At 42.4% G+C, this 24589-nt stretch carries 20 protein-coding genes; all 20 read right to left on the reverse strand.

Annotated elements, in window-relative coordinates:
• Window positions 1–63: 63 nt before the first annotated feature.
• On the reverse strand, window positions 64–696 hold the full coding sequence (locus tag BUA17_RS23910) for a lytic transglycosylase domain-containing protein (protein WP_072735245.1): 633 nt from the start codon (window positions 694–696) through the stop codon (window positions 64–66).
• A 130-nt stretch (window positions 697–826) separates the two neighbouring features.
• Window positions 827–1036, reverse strand: coding sequence for a hypothetical protein (locus BUA17_RS23915; protein ID WP_139295724.1), 210 nt, complete (start codon window positions 1034–1036; stop codon window positions 827–829).
• A 6-nt stretch (window positions 1037–1042) separates the two neighbouring features.
• Window positions 1043–1489, reverse strand: coding sequence for a hypothetical protein (locus tag BUA17_RS23920; RefSeq protein ID WP_072735247.1), 447 nt, complete (start codon window positions 1487–1489; stop codon window positions 1043–1045).
• Between the two features lie 93 nt (window positions 1490–1582).
• Window positions 1583–1960 (reverse strand): hypothetical protein, encoded by a 378-nt coding sequence (locus BUA17_RS23925; RefSeq protein ID WP_072735248.1) that lies wholly within the window; start codon window positions 1958–1960, stop codon window positions 1583–1585.
• A gap of 145 nt (window positions 1961–2105) precedes the next feature.
• Window positions 2106–2672 (reverse strand): sigma-70 family RNA polymerase sigma factor, encoded by a 567-nt coding sequence (locus BUA17_RS23930; RefSeq protein ID WP_170867926.1) that lies wholly within the window; start codon window positions 2670–2672, stop codon window positions 2106–2108.
• A gap of 734 nt (window positions 2673–3406) precedes the next feature.
• Complete coding sequence (locus BUA17_RS23935; protein WP_053784489.1) at window positions 3407–3823, reverse strand: Na-translocating system protein MpsC family protein; 417 nt, start codon at window positions 3821–3823, stop codon at window positions 3407–3409.
• Window positions 3824–4057: 234 nt separating this feature from the next.
• Window positions 4058–4249 (reverse strand): hypothetical protein, encoded by a 192-nt coding sequence (locus BUA17_RS23940; protein ID WP_072735249.1) that lies wholly within the window; start codon window positions 4247–4249, stop codon window positions 4058–4060.
• On the reverse strand, window positions 4215–4541 hold the full coding sequence (locus BUA17_RS23945) for a hypothetical protein (protein WP_072735250.1): 327 nt from the start codon (window positions 4539–4541) through the stop codon (window positions 4215–4217). The genes BUA17_RS23940 and BUA17_RS23945 overlap by 35 nt, the downstream gene beginning before the upstream one ends.
• A gap of 179 nt (window positions 4542–4720) precedes the next feature.
• Window positions 4721–5635: a hypothetical protein gene (locus BUA17_RS23950; RefSeq protein WP_072735251.1), complete on the reverse strand. Its 915-nt coding sequence runs from the start codon at window positions 5633–5635 to the stop codon at window positions 4721–4723.
• Between the two features lie 10 nt (window positions 5636–5645).
• Complete coding sequence (locus tag BUA17_RS23955) at window positions 5646–6041, reverse strand: hypothetical protein (RefSeq protein ID WP_072735252.1); 396 nt, start codon at window positions 6039–6041, stop codon at window positions 5646–5648.
• Window positions 6038–6598, reverse strand: coding sequence for a hypothetical protein (locus BUA17_RS23960; protein ID WP_072735253.1), 561 nt, complete (start codon window positions 6596–6598; stop codon window positions 6038–6040). Before BUA17_RS23960 ends, BUA17_RS23955 begins: the two co-directional genes overlap by 4 nt.
• A gap of 14 nt (window positions 6599–6612) precedes the next feature.
• Entirely contained in the window at window positions 6613–7404 is a 792-nt protein-coding gene (locus tag BUA17_RS23965) for a hypothetical protein (RefSeq protein ID WP_072735254.1), read from the reverse strand.
• 16 nt (window positions 7405–7420) lie between these two features.
• A complete protein-coding gene (locus BUA17_RS23970) occupies window positions 7421–8374 on the reverse strand; it encodes a hypothetical protein (RefSeq protein ID WP_072735255.1) in 954 nt (317 codons plus the stop codon).
• A gap of 3 nt (window positions 8375–8377) precedes the next feature.
• Window positions 8378–9436 (reverse strand): hypothetical protein, encoded by a 1059-nt coding sequence (locus tag BUA17_RS23975; RefSeq protein WP_072735256.1) that lies wholly within the window; start codon window positions 9434–9436, stop codon window positions 8378–8380.
• A 12-nt stretch (window positions 9437–9448) separates the two neighbouring features.
• A complete protein-coding gene (locus BUA17_RS23980) occupies window positions 9449–9793 on the reverse strand; it encodes a hypothetical protein (RefSeq protein WP_072735257.1) in 345 nt (114 codons plus the stop codon).
• 1 nt (window position 9794) lies between these two features.
• On the reverse strand, window positions 9795–11561 hold the full coding sequence (locus tag BUA17_RS23985) for a hypothetical protein (RefSeq protein WP_072735258.1): 1767 nt from the start codon (window positions 11559–11561) through the stop codon (window positions 9795–9797).
• Between the two features lie 59 nt (window positions 11562–11620).
• Window positions 11621–12760, reverse strand: coding sequence for a hypothetical protein (locus BUA17_RS23990; RefSeq protein ID WP_072735259.1), 1140 nt, complete (start codon window positions 12758–12760; stop codon window positions 11621–11623).
• A 16-nt stretch (window positions 12761–12776) separates the two neighbouring features.
• Window positions 12777–17414, reverse strand: coding sequence for an early set domain-containing protein (locus BUA17_RS23995; protein WP_072735260.1), 4638 nt, complete (start codon window positions 17412–17414; stop codon window positions 12777–12779).
• 45 nt (window positions 17415–17459) lie between these two features.
• Entirely contained in the window at window positions 17460–23354 is a 5895-nt protein-coding gene (locus BUA17_RS24000) for a hypothetical protein (RefSeq protein WP_072735261.1), read from the reverse strand.
• 101 nt (window positions 23355–23455) lie between these two features.
• Complete coding sequence (locus BUA17_RS24005; RefSeq protein WP_072735262.1) at window positions 23456–24589, reverse strand: hypothetical protein; 1134 nt, start codon at window positions 24587–24589, stop codon at window positions 23456–23458.

The following is a 24589-nucleotide window of genomic DNA, read 5'->3' on the forward strand; positions in this document are numbered from 1 at the left end:
ATGTTCTGAAAATTTATCCATCTTGATCTCCCTATGTAAATGTTGTGGAAGTTCACCAACAATCTAACGTTCTTTATTGATTTTCTTTAGCATCTGAACCATTGTGTTATGGTGTTTCTTCACTTGGTTGTAATACCATGGGCGAGCTTTGCCTTTGTCTACATTGCCCTCCCCTTGATTGTACGCAATCGTTGCTGTACGAAGGTTGCCGTCATACTTTTCCAACAGATATTCCATATATTCAATACCGGTTTTGATGTTAACTTCGGGCTTGTATAAGTCACTGCCGCTAATACCAAACGATTTGGCCGTACTTGGTAGTATTTGAAGCAGTCCAATGGCTCCATGAGATGATGTGCTATCCTCTAATAAGCGGCTCTCCTGCCACATCATGGCCATTATCCAAACGGAATCCATATTGGATCCTTCAATATATTGGTCCACCCATTTCACATACTTCAACAGTTTAGCTCTGCTTACCGTCTTCTCCTGATAAGTTTCGATATAATGCTCTAGCATATCTACCATTACTTTATGGGACGTAGCGGCCGGATCTAACTTGACTTGCTTTAGGGTTTGTTTTGTATTTTGTTCTACAATCGGATTAGAAGCAGCTGGTACAATTAGCCCTCCATATATCGTTATCGATGCCAGTACCGCCGTAATGATAATCCCGATTTTTTTAAATGTGACCAACGGGATTGCTCACCTCCTTAGGTTAAGCCTTATATAATAGAAGGAAACCGTGGTTTTTCACTGCTTGTACGATCTTGTGGCCCAATTAATTAGAGGGTCTATTATCGAATCAAAGGCTTCCCTATTTCTATTAAGATGCATTTTGTTCACTAGTCTGATATGCCAAGATTGCTGCATACTCTAACCTGCTATTTGCCGAATCGTAAGAGGAAGTAACATCCAGTCCAATGACCAATACATTTGGTTTGTCACTCATCCAGGTATTAATCTGTTCTTCAAAATCCATTGGTGCTGGTGATGTAAACATCTTTACAGCGATATCTAAGGCATAATTTTTCATGTCCATTTATTCATGACCAATAAGAAGATCAGGGTTTGTTTGTTCGTTTAATTCTTCGTTTGTTTCTTTATCGCTTTGTACAGCAGAAAGGGATTCAGTGGTGTTCTCCTCTTTTTTGTTCTCCTCGATCAATTGAGCAAACTCCTCTTGTGTCAACTCATGGATCTCAAGTTCAAATGCACTTGTGAGAATATATCCCATACCGTCCGTTAAATGAACGTTGTAGTAGGTTTGCGGTTCTTCGTGAAATTCACCCGCTTCGTAGTTGAATCCAATAACGGCTTTTTCATAGCCAGCTACAATACCTGCAAACCATACATTGGCTTTTGTTGTTGCGCCTGTTGGCGTTTGAATCTCATGCACATTCGTTGGTGCGTGAACGCATTTTCCAATCAGACTTGCAATCAATTCTTCGGTTAATGTATCGTCTTTTGCTTTTATCATTTGTGTCATACAATCATTCCTCCATATATTTAAATTATCTTGGACCCGGCTATCCAGCTCTTCAATTTCTCTATACGCGTTATATTACTAGCAGTTAACGATTTACACAGGAGAGACATTTAGGGCGCCACTTATGAGCGTATAATGCGTTCGAATATGCTTTACAGCCCGCTCAAGATCATTTATTCGATTGGACAACATCTCCTCAATGACAGGCTCCCATACTCTGAGTCCTACACCCATGATCGGTTTGTTTTGAATATACGCATGATGCAAGATCACTATCTCAGTAGGAGTCAGCTTTTCCACATCAAGATTAACGAGCAACGCATCCGCTTGAAACACAACCTTCTCAATAATCAACGCATACTCCCGGTTACTTAGGTCGGAAGCTGTAGATGAATCATGGTGGGCCCAAGCAATATCAGAAAATCCCGACAGACTTTCCAACGTAAATCCCAACACAACAACACTGAGCATATTCTTCTGCCACCTTCCATTATTCAATCGATTAATTACTCTATACGATATAAAAAAGCACCCCGTTAAGGGTGCTCTTAGTTCTATGTAACGTTTTGATCGATCTGCAACAAACTTTGGCTATGAATTGCCACTTCATTTAAAACTACAGAGCTTCGTATTTCTCACGAATCGCTTTCCATAACTGTGATATGCGTGCCTTGGATACACCTAACATTGCTGCAATTTCTACAAACTCGTACCCCGAGGTTCGAAGTTTAAAAATCTCTTTTTCCCGGTCATTAAGCTTCATATTCTCCATGATGTCAGTTACGAATTCAAAATTCTCAAAGGCAAACCCGGCGTGCCCAAGCGTTAGCGCTGTATCTGTTCCATCACTTTCATCACTTGCACCAAGATCTGTACACACTAGCTGGACAGCGTTAACGACACTGAGGTTTTTCTCAGACATGCATTTGCGATACATATCCTTGATTTTATTTTCGATTAGGTGATCAACAAACGTCGACATTTTTGCTTTTTCTGCGTCATACTTGTCCAGCGCGTTATACAACTTAATCATGATCTCCTGCGTTACATCCTCTTTTTCCATCCCTGCAAACGTTTTGCCTCTAAGTTTATGGCGACATTTTTCCTGTGCTTTGTTCAAGAACGTATCTATATCCCCAATTTCAAATAAATCATCAAACCCCATAGCAGTTGTAGCAGACATCATCATTTTCCCCCAATAACTATTTAGTTGTTTGTTTAAACTCTATAACTTGCATTTCTATAGTTAAAATTTTGATCAATTCTTGATCACTCAACATTCTAGTATCTTGCACCGTTATCAAACTTCAAATATTGCTTGCCGATGTCCAAAAAACCATATCTAATATGTAGTGTTATCACTTCTTCGTAAATATGAAAACTTCATCTTCAGGCAAAGCGTAAAGCTAGATAAGTCTTTTGCATTACATATAAATTGCGCAGATGATGCACCTCCCCTTTCGATCCAGATCAAGATATAAAACTAACTTTCAAAACTCAGTAATGGGACATTTTATCCAGAGACACTTTTCCAACCTATTACATTCAGAATAACAAATACGAACTAATGTTCGCAACATATTTTTATCAGCTTCTTTAGTACACCATTTACCCACTATATACGAAGCCAAATGCGAAACGTAAAGCCTGTTTTTTGCAAACAAAAAGACCAACACAGAGCGCACCACTAGGAAAATACCAAAATGGTGGAATGTGTCGGTCTTGGTCTGACATCTATTTCGTTCCAATTACCGAAGATATGGTCTTGAAGCCCTTTAATCCAATTACAGGCTTCGTCAAGATTATTAATTCTATCTGATCGCCATAAGGGTAGTATAAGGAAATATGTAGGATATTGTCAACATCAAAATTAGTTCCGAAGAACCTATCCAATAAAAAAATGAATTTTCATGAGTCTTAAGGCATGTTTATAGCATCATTTTTCAGCAGCCCCTCAACATCCTTGTTCATTTTAAAGACAGTTACCTGTTCCGCAAAATCAGTGCCAAAGAACATGGTTTCTATATCTTCAATTTTCAAACCCAGGTGAATATAGGAGAAAACAGGACTGAAATCTTCTCTCATCATTTGTGCAAGCTTCAGCTTGTATTCGGCAAAGATCTGACTGGAATGCGATTGCATGTGTTCAAGCATGAACGCTTCAGGTTTGGTGAATTTTGCTGTAAACTTTAGGATGATAAAATGATTCATGATGACGACTCTGGTATCTACTGGCCCGCGTTCAGTAAAATCTTTTCTTATTCTTGATGCCATTTTCGCGAGTTCTCTTTCCAAGTCTTTTATCTCAATGTTCACATCCCTCCCTACAATCATCCTTTTTCCTCCTATTGCCCCTGAATACAATAATCAAACCTAATTTAATCAAAACTCCTTATACAAGACAAGTTTCAATGCGTTTACGGACTAAAGTCCCCACGATCTTTTCATGAAAAAGGAATAGACCCCAGAAGTAGGCTTGGGGTATATCGCTGGTTTTACAATTATGCAAATAAAGCAGCACATTACACTTAGAACTATACTATTTCGTTTTAGCATCTATTTTTAAACTTATTGTTCATTAGGCACGTCAACTTTGAGCAGGCTGAACGCCACCAGATTCAAAACTACATTGGCACCATATTCCTTCTCAATTACATCGAACGCTTCTTCCGTTGCACCAACTAGATCGTCCTTCTCCGTGGTCATCTCCATCGTGATAATCTCCTCATGATTCAACGCAAAGGTCAGTCTGTAGAGCATCGATGTTTTCCTCCTTTGAAGTAAGTTCAATATTGCGAACATCGGTGAGATCAATGATGTGCACAACATCATCTGTATCTTCCAAAGTGATCGACTTCCCCTCATTTTTATGTTTGTTGAAAAGTCTTCGGTATTCTTGCTTGACTTCATCGGCAGTTAAAGGAATCTCGCGAACAACCTTATCGGAATCCTTCTCTTTCTGTTGCAGCCTGGGATTGTCCTCAATCCATGTTACTGTTTTCTTTTTGCCACTTCCCTTGAAATAGAAATTAGCGGTGAGTCCAATATTCATCTAGTAATACCTCCTGGCTAAATTAATGTTCTAACGTACTAGGAAATAAAGAATAAACTTCGAGTGTCAGCCATCATACCTTCACTATTCTCTCTATACGTCCTAATCGTCAGAATGTTAAATCTGTGCAGTCGCATTTCTCTTTTTTGGAACAAAAAAAGGACAGCATAAGCTATCCCTTAATATTTTTTAACCGCTATGCGATTGCCCAGAGAGTCATAGATGTATTTGAAGTTGGTCTGAATTGGAGTTGCTGCCATTCTGGTGATGGACTTTGAATCCAGTCTTCCTTCATCATCATATTGATATATTACATCGACCAAGGTCGGCAGCTGCACGAATACTTGACCATCCAACCGATGGACTTCACCAACAGATATCACCAAAAACGAATCATTTTGCGTATACCCATCTGTCGAAATCGGCATGGTCAGCAACGGCTCTGTGACTACCTGCTCCGTATAATTGTCTGTGACGACTTGCCTAATGACCCGGCCTTGCATATCAAACGCAAAATAAGTAACTACGTCTGTGTAATCCACCAAATCACTGATTGCATCCCAAGGGTCTATCACGCTCAGGCGCTTGCGCTCGGACAAAGTCATACTCACATGGGTTGCACCATCGATAATCATATCTGCGCTATGTGTATCGGGATGGATATAATGATTCGCTTCAATCTCGATATTGAGTAGCTTTTCACGCTCTTGTGAGGTCATAATCACTTTAGTACTTCCATCTATTATAATGTCCGCACTGTGTGTGTCGGGGTGGGAGTAAATCATCGTTTTGGTACCATTGATATTCACGGCTCCGTTATCGGTATGATTAGAGACTCGGTCACCGCCAACCTTCACATATTCCCCACCACTGTATGTATACGTCGTTGAAGTGTTCTGATTGCTTGAGTCCTGGCGTACCAGATATAATCTTCCTGCTTCACCTATGGTCGGCAGCTCCGTCTTTAGTCTCACCGAAACGACATTACCAGTGGACACTGCGTCCAGTCTTCCATCAAGCGTGGCAAAGGAATCTCTGGCTTGTTTGACTTCACGTTCTACCTTGGCAGCTTTGCTGAATGAAACAATATCCATGGTATCCCTCCTACCTTGTAGTCAAACCAACGACCTCTATATCGAAGTTGGCCACATCTGTTCCTAAATTTTTCAACGACAAGTGAAGTGTGGAAGTCCCATCGATGTCCTCATAAGGCAAATCGATCATATCGTAAATGCCTTCCATAAAATTTCCCGTCGAGTATTGGGCATTGTTGAAATACAGAACCTCCGGATGAGGGCCTGCGCTATTCAGTACATGAACTTCCACATTCGTTTCTCTGGACGGAATGACCCTGATCGTTTTAATCATGAATCGAGGATGCTCCATCGGAATATCGATCAACGCCATTGCCCCACCGCCAACATACTCTACTCTTCGGGCAAATGAAACTGGCAACATCACTTTTCTCATCTCCTCCATCAGTTTCCATGTTCGATTCAAGGCTCTTCCCTCCTTCTAGGAATATGTGTATCAGGATATCTCCGTGGACGCAGATGAGCACCGGGCGTATTGCCACTTCCGCTGTAAGACCAATCTCCCCACGTTTTTCCTACCAAACCGGACTGGTTAACAGGAATTTTGACCTTGATACACCAATCGAGACCCGCATAATTCTGCTTCACTTTCAGTCCTCTGATGGTTTCTCGGATTAAGCCTACTCCACTAGATTGAGTCAAGAACTTGTGCTTCAGGATCATATTTTTTTCGTAAGGAATTCCAATCCTGGTTCTTGCTCCGTAAATATACTTGTCCGTAACGTATCCGATCAGATCATCACCATGGCTGTCCAGCAGCCTCCACGTTCCCCAACGATAGATGTCAATTAATTTAGCCGTAGTAGATAGTGCTCCTAGCGAATAGATCATTTCCTTGCCTTCAAAGGTTGACGGAACAGCTTCGAGATTGTATCCAACATGATGAGGAACTCCCGCCTTACTTTGGGTAAAAAGAGAACCGCTCGCGGCGGTTCCTACAACGTTTCCTTGATGCACAGTCATGTCCACTCACCACCTTAATTCATCAGAACAGCAACCGTAGCGCCTGATAAGAAGCTCTGTCCACCGATGGACAACGAGTACACCTTATATGTTTTGGTCCCTACTTTGATCTCATCTCCATGAGAAACACCGGCAGAAGGTACAGCATAAATATCAATAAGCTCACCTCTTGGTCCTTCCACACCATTGCACATAATAACCGGGGCAAGATGATAAAGAGAACCCCAACCTGGATTAACCGGAAGCATGGCAGAATAAGCATCATAGATGTTGTTGACCATCTGTTTGTCTTTATCCCTTAACGTTCGGATGCCGTTATCCCCGTTGTAACTGAGGCCGACACCCAAACTTGAGGAATCCGCCTCTGTGGCATACCTGTTCAAAATTCCGAAGTAACCTAGATTAGAGATGCCTGTAACCGAGTTCACATCACCCTGCAAATAAATAATGATTCGGTTCGCTTGGACGGAAACCTGATAATCGATCAATAGATTCGTGTCCACAATACTGGTATGACATAGATAGTCCTTTTTCACTTCAGTTCTACCCACCGGGATGCTGCCGTCTGTTGCCATAACATCTTCGCACACGCTCACTGAGAGTTTGTTCCCCGTAGTTCCCTTTGTATTTCCAACCTCGAGTCGGAAGAACAACTTGTCTGTACCTGTAGTACCAACTGATTTGAGCACGATCACACTGGCTGTTTCATAAAAGATCGACCAGGGCGAACCCGCAATCGTTTTAAACCCCTGTACCATATTTGCGAATAATTCATTCATTTTAACTCTACCTGAGAAATTGGCCATACCTCATAAACACCTCCTAGATTTGGAAAAGTAAAGCCCTTTGCCCGCCACCAAGCAGTCTGGCACCGTGAAAAAACTTAGGCCTGCCATACACAGCAACCTGATTCGTATTGTAGTAATACCGTCCATAATCCGTATTGGGATAATCTTGATCCACGACATGAAACACATAATACTTACCGTCATTACCAAGGTCGAGTATCGATCCGTCCGGGTGCTGCGCACTGTTTTTGAAAACAATGGACCGCATGCCTTTAAATTCGCCCCGCGCTCCTTCCAATGGGTGGTACACCATGAACGGAGTGACATAGTACCTTGAGCCGACACCTGGAGAAGGAATGGACTCCGTTCCAAAGTTGTATAGCGCATATTCTGTTCCATTCCGGGAAGTCATTACGACACCCCTTGGTGTATCATATTGATCTGCTGTGTTGTTATCTGAAGTATTGAAAGGCATATGCGAGAATATACCATAGAACTTATTGGCGATTGCCGGATCTTCTTGCTCTAATGACTGGCATTTACCTAGAAATATCCGTACTGGGTAAGCTCGTTCCGGGTAATTTAGACTCTCCCCGTGGATGAACAAGATATCTTCATTCGTAATCACAGACCACTTATAGTTCACATTATACTGTCCGTTATAACACAAAAAGGGAGTTTCCAACATGAATTTATCTGTGTCTACTGGGGGATTTACGAATAGATCTGGCGATGCTACATTGCTTCCAAGATTCTTCAGTCCCCAACGAATATTGACTCCTTTGGCGTGCGCCCATACACACATCGTAAAACGCATGGATGAATTTTTTTTATTAGTAAGCAGCGCATTCCCCCAGTTGGCATAGGTCGTTTCAGCCGTATATATCGTATCCCAATAAGGATCCAGCGCATCTTTTAACGTACTAACAAGTGTTGAAGCAAATACACTCAAGGTACTGGTAAACTCGTGTCTGCGTATCATTGTCATGCATTACACCTCCTTTTCAATCTCGAACAACAGCACTCGCTGTCCGCCACCGAGGAGTAATGCTGAATCAAAGAAGTAGGGTTGGCCTGAGAAAAATCCACCTGCTGTAGAGGCCCAACCTTGATATGTTGGTGGATTCTGCTGAGACAAGGTATGAAAGACATAATACCTTTCATCTCCGAGATCGAGAATCGAACCATCTGGATACATACTTGAATCTCTAAGAACTGCTGTCTTCACTCCATAAAACTCGCCTCTTACACCTTCTATATCATGCCAAACATAAAATGGAGAAATAAAAAATCTTCCCCCTACTCCAGGTGACGGAACCTGAGAACTTGTAGCGAAATGGTATAAAGAGTTAGGCTTACCATTTCGTGAAGAACGCACATAACCTCGTCCTGCCCTATACATGAGCTCATCATCATCATTATTCAGGCCGAGAGGATAGTGACTAAAAACTCCAACAAAGTCATTTGCAATAAGTGGATCTTCATTCTCAAGAGCCATTAATCTTCCCATGTATAGTCTTACTGGATATGCCTGATTTCCTGCTTGAGGTTCTCCATAGAGGAAAATATACTGCTCCGTGATGAACAAATTCCACTTATAATAAGTGTTAACTGCATTGTGACTACGAGTTCCTCCATCCAGAATACAAGTATTCAAAGGTATCTCTGTCATGTGACCAACATCTGTATATAAGTCTGGCTTGATTTCAGTCCCATTGTTTCGTAAACCTACTCGCCAAACATAACTTCTGCTGTAATCTACATAATCGTAATTCGTGTAGAAACGCGAGAAATTCATGCTAATTGTAAAGAACATACTTGGGTCTTTTACATTCTTCGCGGTAATTGTCCCCTGATTAGTAGAAGTCCGCCCCGTAGAATTCCAACTTTTAGGTACAGCATACTCATTATTGTTATAATATGACCACTCCCAATGAATATCTCCATACAAATCTTGAGTTACTGTCTTGTGTAGCTCAGAAATAAAGTTGTTACAGTAAGAATAGAATTCATATCTTCGTAATGGTCCGAGTAATATATTTTCAGCCATGATTTCCCCCCCTTAACTACCGAATCGAATACTCATTTCTCGAAGAATGCTCTCTTTAATAACAGTTAGAAGAAGCGTTTTAACCATCGTGCTTCTTTCTTGAAGAAATAAAAAATCTCTACTTTCTGGTGATTGGTGCTCTTCATTATTCTTATTTGAATTTAAATCTGAAATTTCAACTATTCCTTTAAGCGAAGACAAAAACTTATGTGCTACATTATCAAACAGAATATGGCTTTCAAAAGCAAAAATCAGTACTTCAATTTCCTCTGTATTGAACGGCTCCGAATGATTACCCACTAACTTATCCATAATGGTATGGAGTGCAAATTTGACATCCTGTACAGTCCTCGTCACTTCAAATCACAACCTTTCTGATTTTTACTTGTTTGATATTACCGATAGCGTCATATTCAAATGCTTTCTGAACTCCCCGGCCGTCATAAATTAAGGTTTCGGTCTTAACCGTACCGTCTGCATTGTAGGTAAAAGATGTTCTTTTCAAAAGCTGCGGAGTCACGTTCACTGAGAACACTTCCTCGGACTCGATGTCACCATTGGAATAATAGTTATATACGACGTCTAGTTCCAGCGCAGATCCTTCAAGAAAATCAATTCTTCTTCGGATGTACGTATCATCGAAGGTATCTCCCCCTTGGAGCACGTAATACTCAGCTCCATTGTTAGTTTCCCTCATTACCTTACCTGTAACATCACGCTGATATTCAATGGACTTGATCTGTCCGTTACTTTCAGTGATCTCTTGTCGTTCCAAGTTTCCATCCATGCTATAGAAGTACTCAATCGTGCGATTAATTCCTCCATTAATCTTTTCTCTATGTATTTTTCCATCGGGATAGTAGGTATAATCCGTTACCGAAGTCGTATTAATGATAGACCCACGGCCAATGACAGTTACTCTAGCTTCCTTAGGCACATCGAATCTAAACCGAATAAGCGTATCGCTATATTCAATGTAATCGTCCCCTACATCCATACGTATTCCGTCCAGAAATACCTCTGCAGAATTTGAACCAATCACGTATCGAGGTACCTGAAAATCCCTGGTAATCGACAATCTACTGTTAGGAGACGAAGTGAAGTGAAATACCGATTGATGTTCCATGGTACCTCGGCTTTCAGCTAATTCAAGTCGGCTCTGCATGTTGTCCAGTCTGTCTTTGAGAGCATCATAGACGACTCCATTTTTATCTTCCCGTGAAACAACAACCTCTTTTGAAGTGGTTTCCAATTCGGTCTGCATGGCTTTGATCTCTGCATCATGTGTAACGATCGTTGTGGTATGCTTGCCAACAGTTGTTTCCAGACCAGATACTCGTTCTCCTAGTGCAGACATGTCATTTTCGATAGAGCCCTTAGTTAGGAAATATCTGAAATCCATAACCGTGAGTGAAGTGGTTGGTGATACCCCGACATCAAGTCCACCAATAATTATGGCATCTTGTGGCTCTTCTTTATTTATACTATAGGAGTACCTGCCATCCTCATGCAGAAAAATATAATACGATGTATTTGCCGTGATGTCCGGAATGCTGAATGTTTGGGAAAATTGATCCACAATAACCTTGTTGATGCTAGCTCTACCGGCATTAATCGTAACTTGAACACTGTTATACATACTCAGATATGTGGGATTCGTAATACCGAGATCCTGAATGGGCTGCTTGGATACAACCTCAATGGCTTTCTCCAACGTATCAAACCGGTGATCTATGGACGACTCTGCTCCACGTGCTTCCTTAATTTCTATCTCTGCCAAACTTAATCTTTTCTCATGATTATCCTGATTCTTCGAAAGGACGTTGACATCTGCTCTTACCGTCAGAATGTCCTGCTGAACATCATCAAGTCGTGAGTTGTTCGAAGTTACAGTAGTCTCCACATCGCCTAGTCTCTGCTCATGATCATTTACCTTATCACGGCTAACATTTGCAGATTCTTCAACTAGGGTAATTCGATCCCCCAGACTAACCTCAGAACCTCTGGCGTCATCCAATTCTGCAAGATAGGAATCAATCTCAGTATGCGTTCTAACCCCGATATCACTTAGTTCCTTATGACTCCTGGCGGACGATGTATGAGACTGGTTAATTCTTACTGACATTTGACCACCTCCATTCTTGCCTTACATAATCTATACGTAATGATTTCATTAAAATTAAGCTAAATGTATGTCGAATACATTTGGAGAGAAAATTTAACTTGGGAGGCATATCTGTCTTGTGATTCTTCCCTCTCCATTCGCAGCCAAAATGGATAGGAGGCTCCCGGCGAAATGCTAAAGGCCGTGATTGAGTAACTGAAAGCACCCGGGATACCTCCAACGTCAGGCGCAATTTGTACTTTTTCCGTGCCTGTTGTGAGCGCAAAGGTTACATCCTTAAATTCTCCTGACAACATGGGATTTTTGGCGAACATTCGAACTTCTTGAGTTGCAGAACCACCTGCTGTTAAATAACCAAGGAAACGATCCGTATTTGGGTAAAGGAGGACATCGAAATCTTCCCCGGTTTCAGGATTTGACTCTTTATAATATAAATCTGGAGTAACCTCGAAATACATTTGATCACCTCGAAAGAGCTTTATGGAATCCATGGCCTGAAAACGATTACCATCGGGAAGCTTAACCCCAAAATTCCCCTCAAAAGGATACGAATATTGCCCCATATCAAAATGCACAACCGTTTCCTCGGACCGACATACTCTTGATTCGAGCACAATCCCATTCTTGTCAATCAGATCTACCACAGTTCCTTTGGTCAGATTATCTACGGCAATAAACGTCCCCTTGTTGATTCGAATATACTGAACTTGCATTGGATGATCTCCATCCCCTTTTAAATAGAGACCAATCTTGGGCGCTCCCGCCAATTCAACGGAACCCATAATGTTCCACAGCAAGCCATCATCTGACCAATATGCCGTATAATAGTTGTAGTCTCGTACTAACCGAATCCATGGATAGGTTTTCAACAAAGGCGTTGGCAGAGACATATCTAGAAACTCTTCAATCTCCATGAAATTATGCTCGTCCACAAAAACGACAACGCCTCCATAACACCCCTCCGTATCGGGGTTGTAGCTGTTCCTCACATCCATCACGAATTGCTTCATATCCGTTAAAGGTTTGTAGAACATATACAGTGGATCGGAGCCATGTTTCAGCAATAAGCTACCTCTACCCGCTTCAAAGCGGGCAGGGTCGTTAGGCAGCACTTCCCATTTAAAATCAAGGCTGGAGTTGGAATTGGTGAAGTCTTCCTCGTAAATCCTGCCTGATTCTATCAATCTTGCAACACCCATAAAGATCCTCCTTTCATTACGTGAATAGCCAGATCCGCTTACCGATCACACACATCTTAGGCCTTGCTTTCCAAACTTCCAGCAAGCACTTGATGAGTGCTTCTACACACTGGTCTCCACCTCCACCTTCGCAGTAAGGAATGACATAGACGTCATCACAGATCCAGTTGGTCAGTTTCATCCAGTCCAGGTTCGCGTATTCGTAACTACGTGTACCTACTTCCTGAAGTGAGGTGAACACCCATTTGAACTCATGTTTGCCTTTGGGCACCGGATGTGAGAAGGAATAGTATCCACCCTCTTGAGTGAATGTTTTGATCAGTACATTATCGATGAAGAAATCCAGCTGACAATCAAACGGCTCAGGTACCCATACCCATCTTTCGTAAGCTTTGAAGTCATGAACCCGGAAGGTGGTCATGTATCGCTTTCCCGTCCAGTCGCTGATCTGCCCCTTCTGATCTGTGGTAATCTCTACTTTATACTTGCTATATGGCTTGGGAGCCAGATCATTCAGTTCGAAGCCCCGGTATCCATCCCCGTAATACGTTTCATCCCATAACACTTTTCCGTCTTCACGTGTAATTTTTACGCGCATATTACTGTTATCGCAGCCGCCCATCCAGATCGGTTTATTATTCCACACCTCAAAATGGGTCACTTCTGCCCATGATGGATCAAGTTTATCAATATCATCCAAGTGCAACGAACCACCCCAAATCATTGCACCGTCTCCTGCACATCCCTGCTCGAATCGAACGCGAACCTCGTATTTCTTCTTCTGATCTGAGGTGTTTTCAACTTCAATGGAGATAATCTGATCATCTTCATTCGTCACGTTCTGTGGTGGACCTAGTAATTGACCGTCCTCAAAGGTTTCAATGACAATTCTTGTGCCTGGACAAGCTCTGCTCGTATTTTTGTATAACCGAATGACATCAAGCCAAGCGTGACTCCCGCCATCCGGCGCAGTTGTACCTGGCCCAGGTGGATTCCATGAATCTTCCCCCGGGTGAGGGGACTCTCCTTCTCGATACAATAGTCCCTGAGCATCTTTACAGTAAGCATCCCATGTTTCTTTGAAGCGCCCTCCGCTGAGCGTGAACCCACCGGCATCTAAACCGCTGCCTCCTGAAGCACCTGAAGCTTTGTGTAAACTGTATTTTACCGTGTATGCCTTGCCGGGTAATGTATAAGCAGAGAAGTCTATATCGTACGTCTGTATCTCTCCATTACTTGCTGGGTAACGATAGGAGTAAGGCGTTGTACCTGTAGTTTTATCGATCAAATCAACCAATACATACGTCTCACTATCCGTTCTGTTAGGATAAACCAGATTGCCGCCGTTCAATCCAGCAGAGTCTTTTGATTTTATGGATAGATTCTTAATAGAAGCATGGTAGAGAAAACCATCTTTATCTTGATCACTGTCACCAAAAGTATCCGTAATGCCAATGCAGATATAGTAATATCCTGCTTTCAAATTAGGAACTGTTTCAGAAAAGGTCGCTGCTGTATTCCAGTCAGTAGCACTTATATTCTTGTAATTCACTTTCCCGTTATTTTTCCCTCTGTTATTAATTTCGTTTAATAGTATTCGTTGTTTTGTACCAGATTCAGGATAAAAATACACCCTAAATCTCGCTTTTTGTTGATCCTTATCTCTCAGATAACAAATATATCTAAAATCAATGCTAAACTCGCCTTCACAGTAAAATCGTTGAAAAATCATTTTGGTATGTGGACTATCAAACTCCGTCTCCGGTATCCCAGGAGATAGATTTTTCACATTTAATCCGTAATAATTACTTTCTTTATTTTGATAAATGGTACCTGGTTCGGCATAATACTGTCTCATCATGTCCGAAGTTCGAATGGGTCTTAAACCCGTGTTGTTTAATTTCTTTATAGGATATACCTTTAGTGTCTCAACATAATCAATTTTACCAATCTCGGGAGCATAAAAATCCCGGGTAATATATTTTCCTTCATCCAAAAGTCTATGACTACCGTCATAGGTTGCTCCTTCATTTTTCCATCCCCACAAACTCGTTTGTTCAGACCGTCCTGAATAAGAACTTTGTCCATACTGAATTTCATGATTTTTCATTCCACTAGGAAAACATACTTCTCCAAACGGGCTTTGGGGTGGCTGATTGGACTGACCATTACCGTTGCCACCGACACTTCCGCTTCCTGATCCCCCTGTGTTACCATCGCCAGGCACATACGACTTCCCATCTCTATATATCCAGCGGAAACGATGGCTGCCTGGGGGCAAAGGATACATGCAGTTTGTTCCATCGTTTCCATTGGACTGATTTCCTGTCCAGACGGAAATGCCATCTACCTGAAGCTCCAATTTTTCTCCAGGATCAAAAACGCCACCATATTGCCAGAATATGTAACCTGGCTTATCCAGTTGCGCATCAAGTTCGCAGATGAATTCCTGATCATGTCCCTGCGCCCACATCACGCCATCACCATGAATCAATTCTTTCCAATCCCAGCTTCCTATAAATCTTAATCTTGAATCAATCTTATCTTCATCATTGAACAATTCATCAAACACCATTTCATCTCGATTTGCACCCGTTTCTGGATTATAATTGTAATCCATCCCGGGATAGATACGCATATGCTCTTTAATATTTAATTTGGCACCAGGATTCAGCTCTGCACTGTATGTAATCGTATCTCCGCTTGTTTGTGTAGACGCTCCAGCATCGGTTACATCCCATCCACGTGTCACATCAACATATGAACCTAGAGGAGATGTTGTCCGGTATGTATTGCCTGTGTTATTACCATAAGTAAACAACTTGTCCAACTTATATTTAAAGGGTTCTTCCGTTAAACTATCTCTGATTCGAAATTGGATTACGTTGTTTCCAGCTTGCAAAGGAATACGTATTTGTTCGCCGTTACCATGCATCGTTGTATAATGAACGGACATACCATTTACAGTTACCTCAAACGCTTCAGTAGGCCTTAACTGATGCTTATAACTAAATATGAACCACCCCTCATCCGCTAAAGGTACTGTGGTCTGGGCAATCATATCTCCCTGCTTCGGCTCCTCTAGACGCAATACATCTCCTTGATCAATCCAACTGGGACTTCCCGTTATGTACCATTCATATTTCCCGATTCCTTGTCCATAGTGAAACGGTTCCCAATGATCAATCTCTCTCGAAGGACAAGTTACTTCAAGTGCACCTCTCAAGTCCACCGTCGTATCCGGCCCTGCAACAATTTCATATTCGATTTTAGCCTGGTTGGTCTCTGTTTCTGAATAGTCCCCATTCAGTATCCATTCCACACCATGCACTGAGCGAGCATAGCTACCATGATCTCCATCTCCACGCTGGGTCCGCTGAACGAATTCATCATCAAAAAACAACTGATAATCATGATCCGGATACGGCTCTTCATCCACACCCATTTTGTAAGCAAATGAAATCGTACCATCACATTCGTTATCCAGGTCCATTGTCATGGTTTTCTTACGCAAATCATCCGTAATGAACTGTCCTTTAAAATGTGCCTGTGCCACACTTTGTGGTGATCTTACAACCCAGTTTCCATACTCATATACGTCCTCGCCATCCAGATCGTAATCCTTCGGCGCAGGCGGCTTGCGTGTATCCACAATCTCAACCACTTCAACATCCTTGATATAGATGCCATTGTTCTGCCATACTTCAGGTCTCATTTTGCGAATCAGCCAGTCGAACTTGTACATCTGGCCTGGCTGCAGTGTAAATGCAGCTTCCTGCCATCCGCTATTTTCACTCCATTCGCCTCCGACTTGCTGCCCATTAATATAGAACAGCATGCCATTACCACGCTTGGCACTAGCCAGATACTTGAACCTGATCTGTCCATAACGCTTCACACGCCAGTTAAATGTAATTTTGGATGAGTTTCCAATCTCCAGAAGCCCTAGATCCAGTTTCAAGATCATCTCTGAACCGGATTGTTCATTTCGGCCTACGGAGTGGACAGCTACCCATTCCTGATCCTCCGTAGATGAGACATATCTAAAGAAATCAGGAAATTTGTTCGAGAAGGGTACGTCCTTTTTCATCGAAAAGAGCGGGATCTCATATACGGTTGCATCAAAATGATTGAAGTAATTCCCACTAAAATGATGGTAATAGGGTGCCGGACAGACTGGCAATGACACACCATGATGGCTGCCTCCAGGCTTCTGAGCATTTTCAAGAATCTTGTGAATACAATCTTTAATCATTTGCAGTACCCGCTGATATTGTGTTTTGTCTGGAGGCTGCTGCTGTTCCACCCACCATTCAATCCTGCGGTACATATTCCATAACGCTTCGCGACATCGCACACTCGCATACCATGACTTATCTCTCAGGTATTGCTCAATGATTTGATCGATACTGTTCTCCAGCGCATCCAATTGAACCGTCTGCCATCGTCCTATTTGACCGTAACCTGGATCACCCAGAATAGGGTTATTTTCTTCACCATGCCGATCGGTTTCGCTCCTTGGTGCATTGGGACTCTGCGGTAAATACGCAGGGTTATTAGGGTTGCCGTAACTTTCGTCCGCAATCTTCGCCCTCATATTCGCGAACAATACACCTTTCTGTGACTTGGAGAACAAACCAAATGTATGACCCATACCAATCACCTCCCAATCTCTCTATACGACAAAAAGAGCACCGAGTTAATCGGTGCCCGTAAGATCATATTGTAATTTCGAATCCGTGTAGATCTGGAGCTTGTTTTCCATGACTGATACGGATAATGTATACCATTTATTCTTCTCCCACTTAAAGGGTTGCATCGGAGAACCTACTGCAGTTGGATTGCCAGCAACGATTTTATATAGCTGCATCGGTGTTCTCATATCCAGGCTGTTATCACTGTCTCCTCCGTGAACCATAAACATCCAATAATTATTTTCATCAAAGTATTTGAATATAATTCCTGCACCGTCACCATCCGTGTCCGTATCAACCTTGAAGTCAACGGAGAACTTGTAGGTCTCTGCCAGAAAGTTATTACGATACCATCCACTGATGTCCTTCGTATCCTCTTTGGAATAAAACTTTCCAATCAATCGGTCCCGATCCCAATCGCCCTTACCGAATTTGTTCCAGTCATCAGACTGGGAGAGCTCCAGCGCATCCATATCCTTGGAGTAAGGATAGTACACATTGAACGGATCATTCGGATCATAGTCCTCTGGAACGCCCAAACCTCCCTCCCAATCTTGAGGGTCCATCCCCATATCCAGCAAATCATCTGAGTAATCGAATATAAGTCCCTGTGCCATCGTATCCATCATCGGTATGTAAGCATCAGTGGATTCACGATGCGCCACCGGATGATCAGTCAGTGTGAAGCTATTACGGGGTTCCATCTTGGCTTCATGATAAATCTCCATTAGATGAGTTGTTCTCTCAGGTAGAAACGCGTGTAACTGTTCCAAATATTCTGCTCTTTTCTCAGGCCTTTCAGCGAAAATAAAACCTGTGATGACTTGAGAACAACGTTCCTCAAATGAAGCCATAAGCCGATCAGGATCCTCAATTTCAGATAGTCTGGCATTGGCTATTCCTGCCGGTAACTCTCTCTCTATGCTAGTTTCACGTTCCTCAGTTATCCCTTCAAAATCATTCTTACTAAGATAACCTGGGTCTATTAACTTGCTGCCAAAAGTCTCGCCGTCATTAACAATGTAGCTTGTATATGGAGAACTATGTCCATAACTTACCTCGTCATCTGAGAAAGCAAACCTTTGAAGTGTCATCCCATAGATACCATCGAATTGATCTCCGGCTCGTTGATCTGTAGCTCCACTTTCCACCTCATGTGAATGACCATGTCGATCAACTTTCCCTGCTGTGACATGCTCCCAATCGAGAGTCGTGCTTCTTAACAGGCTCATCCCAGAATCCAATTGATGGTTATAAGCCTCATAAGAAATTCTGGAACTGATGAACGAATCCTCCTCAATGTGACCATCTCTCGTTTTAAGATAAGCATATTCGCTTTGGATTAGGTCCTGTTGCTTATATTGGAATGCAACAAGTTCCATCTCCAAAATGGATTCTCTTAGCTCTTTGTTTCCGTAAAACATGTCCTGATCCAGCGATCCATTTCGCAGTTTCATTACATCATCGACCGTCTCATGGGTATATGCCCATCGTTCACCTTTCCTCCCGAAAAGGTTGTCATCCTGGAATGCTGATCTACCCTCTTTATTTAAATCAATAGTTTGGATCAAGTCAGCTTCTTTACCGTACTTCAAACCGAGAAGCTGTGAATGAAGAAATGAATCTTTAACATTTTTCATTCCGAAAATATTTTCTTCCAAATATCCATATTGCGGTTTGTCGGCCAACAGATTCTCTTCCATATTGCCATACTGGGGCTTATCTGCTGAGAGCAAATTCTCAAACGCTCCATACTTCAGGTTTGTCCCACCTACAATCTCAACCGGAACATCTCCGTGTTTCAAATTCGTTCCGCCAACTATTTCTATAGGTATATCTCCATAGCTAAGTCCCGTGCCCCCCACGGATTCCACTGGGACATCACCATACTTCAGATTTGTACCGCCCAGTTGCAATACAGGATCAAGATAACCATATTGTGGTTTGTCCGCTACCAGTTGTTCTTCAAGATTAGCAATCTTTTCTAGAACACTCTCTGTTGTCTCATGAAGGTAAGAATCCTGAGTATTCTTGCTAGCGAAGATAACATCATTTTCGAAATTTATAGCATCTCTATGCAGATGAATGGAAAGTAGGGACTCCTCAATTAAGGCCATACGTGTACCCTTTGATCCTATAATTAGGATATCTTCCAGTGTCGAATCCTTTTTACCCTTTATCGATTCATAAATCAGTTCAATGAAGTCCGCATCCCTAATACCTTTGCCACCATACATAGCCTCATCATCCAATTGACTGAAGCGTAATTTGACCACTTCACTCTCTACCTCATGGATTGATGCTTCTTTCATGATTCTTGTGGAATAATTTTCTTCAAGCATGAAGGAAAATCTGTTCATGTTATCCGAAATGATTTCAACGCTCAATTGGCCCTTGCGTGTGATTGAATCAGCCAACAGGATATCATCAAGGTCAGCTGGTTTCATTTCTGTAAATGCCAGAGATAACTCATTTTGCACCAAACCATACTGATCTCCCCGGTTCCCAATAGGAGCGACACTTCCCAAATTCGATTCCCAAGTTTGGCGCATTCCTGCATTAAACTCCATATCCATCGCACTTTCCCTTGCCCACGAGGAACCGAGTGTATTTCTAATCTCTGCTTCTCCATCTCGAGGTTTTACGCTGCTAATGGAATAATCCTTGCTAAGCAAAGACGGTCTCCATATCAATGTAGCCAGAGAGTAATCTATATCAATAGCTGCTTGACGTGATTCAATCATTCCAATAGAATAACTCTCATTAAAATACAACTGTCTAATCTTGGCTGTACCTATGGAGTACTCATCAGTAAATAGAGCTTCTCTTGTTGGACTTGTTCCCATAACCTCATGTTCTTTCGAATATCCCTCACGAAGCTTTGGCGTTCCAATGAGATATTCTGTGTTTAAAAGCATCTGGCGCAAGTTCGTGCCACCCAGTGTGTATTCTTCATTGATGGTTCCATAGCGGTCGCGGGAAGCTCCACCCATATTGAATTCAGTATGAAGTACACTTTCACGATTTCCGCTGGAACCCATGACACCATGATCAAGAACTGCTCCATCACGTTCAAATTTCGCTCCTGCCGTATACTCGGCAGAGGCTTGTCCTTTACGTTCAACCTCACTACCCTGATACGCCGGGTCGTCTGGAAATAATCCTCCGCCTGGAATGAGGTATCCTAATGGATCTTCAGCCTCAATAATAGCCGGCCTTGTATTAAAATCTGCCCCATAAATTACTTCCGTAATTTCGCCATGGAGATTCTCCTTCACCTTTACTCCCTCGAAACCGTCTGCCTCTAAAGTGGACCTACGTCTGTTCATTTCAGCCGATATGGATTCATCTTCAAGTATTGTTTCACCCAAATCTTTGGATGCTTCTGCAAGTTCCGTCCCAATAATACCAGTCCGAGATTCTTTCGCACCTTCGAAATTAAAAGAAATAATACCTGACCTTGCTCCTTCTCTGTCAGCTGTCAAGATCCCAGAGTCGATTAACGCATCTACACGTTCCCTAACCCCAACCAGGAAGTTTTCGTCAAAGTAACTAGAAGCACGATCATCATTCACAGCCTCCATCATCATTTCCAGAATGACAGCAGGACTGTTCTGCAAGATCTCCCCAACGATGAATTCCTCGTCCAGATATCCAGGGTACGCTTTATTCCCCAACCAGCCTCCACCAACCAATTTGTCCAAGAGTTCGTCTCGAATCATGGTCGGCCGACCTATATCTCGAATAGACCGAAGAATGGCATCCATATCCATCTTCTTACGATCTCGGTGCGATACAAGAGGTTTATCTGTTAGATGCAATTGCTTCTGATTACCGTTCTTTTCAAACGTTTTTAAATTTTCGAGCAGGGAAGGACGTATCATTTCTTTCTCAGCCAGATGCTCCTCAAACTCAGGTAACCATAAATCATGGGCCAGCGCTCTCTCTGCCGTTGTTAATTCTGTCGTATAGCCATTAAAGGATTTTTTTCTGTCTGCACTTTCCTCAATGTTGGGAATGAAAAGTTTCCTGTTTTCTAATTTTGCAGTATGAAATCTTTCCTCAATATAGGTTTCGAACTTACTCTGCCTCTCACCTAGAGAAAGATGGCTAAGTAATTCAAGAGCCTCTACGGATACTCGTTTACCTAGTGTACTTTCCCTTTCTACATACCCTGGGATTTTGCTGATCCGTCTGCTTTCTTGCAGATCTCTGAAAACGAAACTATACTCTGTACTTTCGCGGTAAGCCTGGTCAGCATCACGATCAACAGTACTTTGCACCACATAAATCCGTCGAGCATCAGGACGCTCATATTCAATATACATTCTCTCCAGATAAACTCTCTGAGCCGTAGTCAGATCATTCATGATGTTCATCTCTTCAGCATGATCTCGAACAGCCCATGGAAAATGCCTTTCCACATCGGTAATTGACTCTATATCCCTTTTGGCTAAAATAATGTCCGATTCTATAGTTGAAGGATGTTTGTCTATAATTCTGTGAGCTTGCATGGGATGCCAGAGAATCTCACTTGGACGAAGTACTAGCTCGGATCGATATCGATCACGGCTGCTTTGAACAAGATCATCTTGAAGGTGCAGTCTCTTATCGACTTGGCGTACACCTCTTATATCCGTATGGAGAACTGTGGGGTACTGACGCTCCTTCAGTTTGGCCAGCACATTCTCATGAGTCATCATCTCATACTCAATGTCGCGAGTAGCTTGATTCAATTGTGACAGGAACATACTCTCTTCAATGTCCCTGAACGCTTGAGCAATTTTCCCCGTTGTCATACCACTAAATGTAGTCTCTCGTACAGCACCACCCAGCGTTCGCATGAGAGCCAGTTGGGAAGTGTTATACACTCTGGTACCTTGAGGGCTCGTCCGATCAATATGCATATACTTTATTTCCTGAAATCGGCGAATAAAAGCTGTAGACATTTCTGAAAAAATAGATAACTGCTGGTCATTGTAAATCCTCGCCCCGATAATGGTAGCTTCCTCGGTATATGTCTCCTTATCGCTCTCCCTTGACCCGAGCAGGTCCTGATACAGCAGTTCTACATCTTGTCTGCTTACCTTCTGAGACTGAATACTTTCTCCGAGTACTGTAGTCCTAAGATTATCTTGGAGTGCTTGCAACAGAAAATTGTTCTCCGTTGATCGTCCGATAATCTTCTTCACTTCCTCGAAAACCTCTGCCACATCCATATCCGGTTTATCATTTCTGACGGAGTGCACTAATTGCTTAATCACCAATTCAGATTGACTGTCTTCCGCTGCGCTATCTGCATAGTCCGCAATCATCCCAAAATCGCTGACCCTGAAACTGATTTTGCCGGGCTCTAGCTTGTCCAGATTCTTAACAAAGTTACGTGTAAGACCCAAATTTCGCACAATCTTCAGCTCTTTGTCGTTATCCACCCGCCAGCCTTCTGTCATGTCTTCATCGACGGCTGATGCTTTCTCATCATTTAGTCTATGACCTTCTTGCCGATGATCCATCTCCAAAGCTTCAATTAACGCAGATCTCTCCATTTCAAATGAAAAATCCATAATATTGCCTTGCTTAGTGGTAGAGCCCGATCCTTCTGACGAGCTAGGTAGAATGCCTTCTTTACCCTGTTTGGCATCAGCCAGCACAATAAACCGTTCTTCTCCTTCAAGATCCTTGCGAATCGCTTCCACAAGTTGATGATTGAACCCGTGAGAAATCGATCTTGCCATATAGAAATCAAGCATCAGGACACTTGGATAACGGCTGTAAGGCATATATATAAATCGATATTCCTCAGGCCTGCTTCCTGTAGTTCCAACAGTGAACAGGTAGCCGTACTGAGTTGTCGTATAATCTATTACGGTAAAATCGTACTGGTTAACTACTTGACTCACGTCACTGCCCCCTTCCAATGAAAAAAAGGGAACCCCTGAGTGGAGTCTCAGAAAGTTCCCTCTCACTGAATCTATACGATTCAGCTTTCATTCAGTTCAACTTACAAGTAGCGTACTTCCTTCAGAATGGCCACGCCCATGCGTTGGTTGGCAGAAAGATTCATAAAGTTCTGTGCCGTATCTGTATCGAAGTAACGATACACTTCTTGGTTCCAAGACTTCCCTTCCACATCAATGATTAACTCATCGAGGTGAAGAATATTATGCTTCGTAACTGCGATGCAGTTATCGAATTGACCGCGGTAGCCCTCATAAGGGTGGACCACATAGATTGGAGACAAGTGATATTTGGAAGTCCACTTCGATGCCTGGAAGCCTTGTGGCTCCAATTCCAGACCTGTATCCCCCAATTCCGGATCAAGATAAGCTTTACCTTTTGGTGGAGCTTGTGTAATAAAGGAAGGGTAATGCTGCTGGAATTCAATACCTGATTTGGTTTTCAGCATCTGAAGTGTGTTGTTACCTGCAGAAGTATATTGACCATAATAGTATGTTCCTGTTTTGGCAATCTGAGAAATATCGGGTTCCTCAATCACGGCACCGGCTGTCAGCATCACGTTCCCGTCTACATCATTCAGGTTGTATTTGAACGGTTTCAAGGCACCTGCATACAAGAAGGATTTTTTGTAATCAAGGAAGTTCACCGCAGGGTCTGCAACAAGCACCATTGCCAAGCGGTTGTTCATGACATTGACATACATATATACGGGTTTCTCTTTATTCCGATCCGTTGGTGTATAGTTTTCCAATGCCCATTGGTAAAGTACCGGATGACCTGTCAGCTTGAAGGTAGGTCGGGTTGTAACCGGTAATGTAGTTGGCTCACTGCCCTCGAGTCCTTCAAGCAACTGTACAGTTAGCGTACTATGCTCTTCATAAGCCGGAACAGGTGCAACAACTCGCGGTACCAAAGCGTGATTGATGAAGCTAACATAGAATTTTTTGGTGATTGGAGTTGTTTGAGTACCAATCGTCATAACTCCACGAAGGATGAGTTCCTGAACGCGATCGTTGCTGTCTTTTTCCTCATAGAATACTTCCCACAGATTTTGTTCCTGGGTCTCACTCGCAGTTGACTCAAAAGGGAAGCTCTTAAAGCCCGTAACTTCCTCTTTCAGTTTTGTCAACAAGTCCTGGGAAGTGGTGATTGTCTCTACATATTTAAAGTTTGCCAT

Source organism: Paenibacillus sp. ov031, from assembly GCF_900143165.1.
In the GTDB taxonomy this organism is placed as follows: Bacteria; Bacillota; Bacilli; order Paenibacillales; family Paenibacillaceae; genus Paenibacillus; species Paenibacillus marchantiae.

What these genes read in the sequence shown, in the direction of transcription:
- BUA17_RS23970 (WP_072735255.1), bottom strand. Translation starts at nt 8,374, where the DNA reads ATGACAATGATACGCAGACACGAGTTTACCAGTACCTTGAGTGTATTT.
- BUA17_RS23945 (WP_072735250.1), bottom strand. Translation starts at nt 4,541, where the DNA reads ATGAATATTGGACTCACCGCTAATTTCTATTTCAAGGGAAGTGGCAAA.
- BUA17_RS23925 (WP_072735248.1), bottom strand. Translation starts at nt 1,960, where the DNA reads ATGCTCAGTGTTGTTGTGTTGGGATTTACGTTGGAAAGTCTGTCGGGA.
- BUA17_RS23965 (WP_072735254.1), bottom strand. Translation starts at nt 7,404, where the DNA reads ATGGCCAATTTCTCAGGTAGAGTTAAAATGAATGAATTATTCGCAAAT.
- BUA17_RS23935 (WP_053784489.1), bottom strand. Translation starts at nt 3,823, where the DNA reads ATGATTGTAGGGAGGGATGTGAACATTGAGATAAAAGACTTGGAAAGA.
- BUA17_RS23940 (WP_072735249.1), bottom strand. Translation starts at nt 4,249, where the DNA reads ATGCTCTACAGACTGACCTTTGCGTTGAATCATGAGGAGATTATCACG.
- BUA17_RS23995 (WP_072735260.1), bottom strand. Translation starts at nt 17,414, where the DNA reads ATGGGTCATACATTTGGTTTGTTCTCCAAGTCACAGAAAGGTGTATTG.
- BUA17_RS23920 (WP_072735247.1), bottom strand. Translation starts at nt 1,489, where the DNA reads ATGACACAAATGATAAAAGCAAAAGACGATACATTAACCGAAGAATTG.
- BUA17_RS23915 (WP_139295724.1), bottom strand. Translation starts at nt 1,036, where the DNA reads ATGAAAAATTATGCCTTAGATATCGCTGTAAAGATGTTTACATCACCA.
- BUA17_RS24005 (WP_072735262.1), bottom strand. Translation starts at nt 24,589, where the DNA reads ATGGCAAACTTTAAATATGTAGAGACAATCACCACTTCCCAGGACTTG.
- BUA17_RS23975 (WP_072735256.1), bottom strand. Translation starts at nt 9,436, where the DNA reads ATGGCTGAAAATATATTACTCGGACCATTACGAAGATATGAATTCTAT.
- BUA17_RS23950 (WP_072735251.1), bottom strand. Translation starts at nt 5,635, where the DNA reads ATGGATATTGTTTCATTCAGCAAAGCTGCCAAGGTAGAACGTGAAGTC.
- BUA17_RS23960 (WP_072735253.1), bottom strand. Translation starts at nt 6,598, where the DNA reads ATGACTGTGCATCAAGGAAACGTTGTAGGAACCGCCGCGAGCGGTTCT.
- BUA17_RS23985 (WP_072735258.1), bottom strand. Translation starts at nt 11,561, where the DNA reads ATGTCAGTAAGAATTAACCAGTCTCATACATCGTCCGCCAGGAGTCAT.
- BUA17_RS23930 (WP_170867926.1), bottom strand. Translation starts at nt 2,672, where the DNA reads ATGTCTGCTACAACTGCTATGGGGTTTGATGATTTATTTGAAATTGGG.
- BUA17_RS23990 (WP_072735259.1), bottom strand. Translation starts at nt 12,760, where the DNA reads ATGGGTGTTGCAAGATTGATAGAATCAGGCAGGATTTACGAGGAAGAC.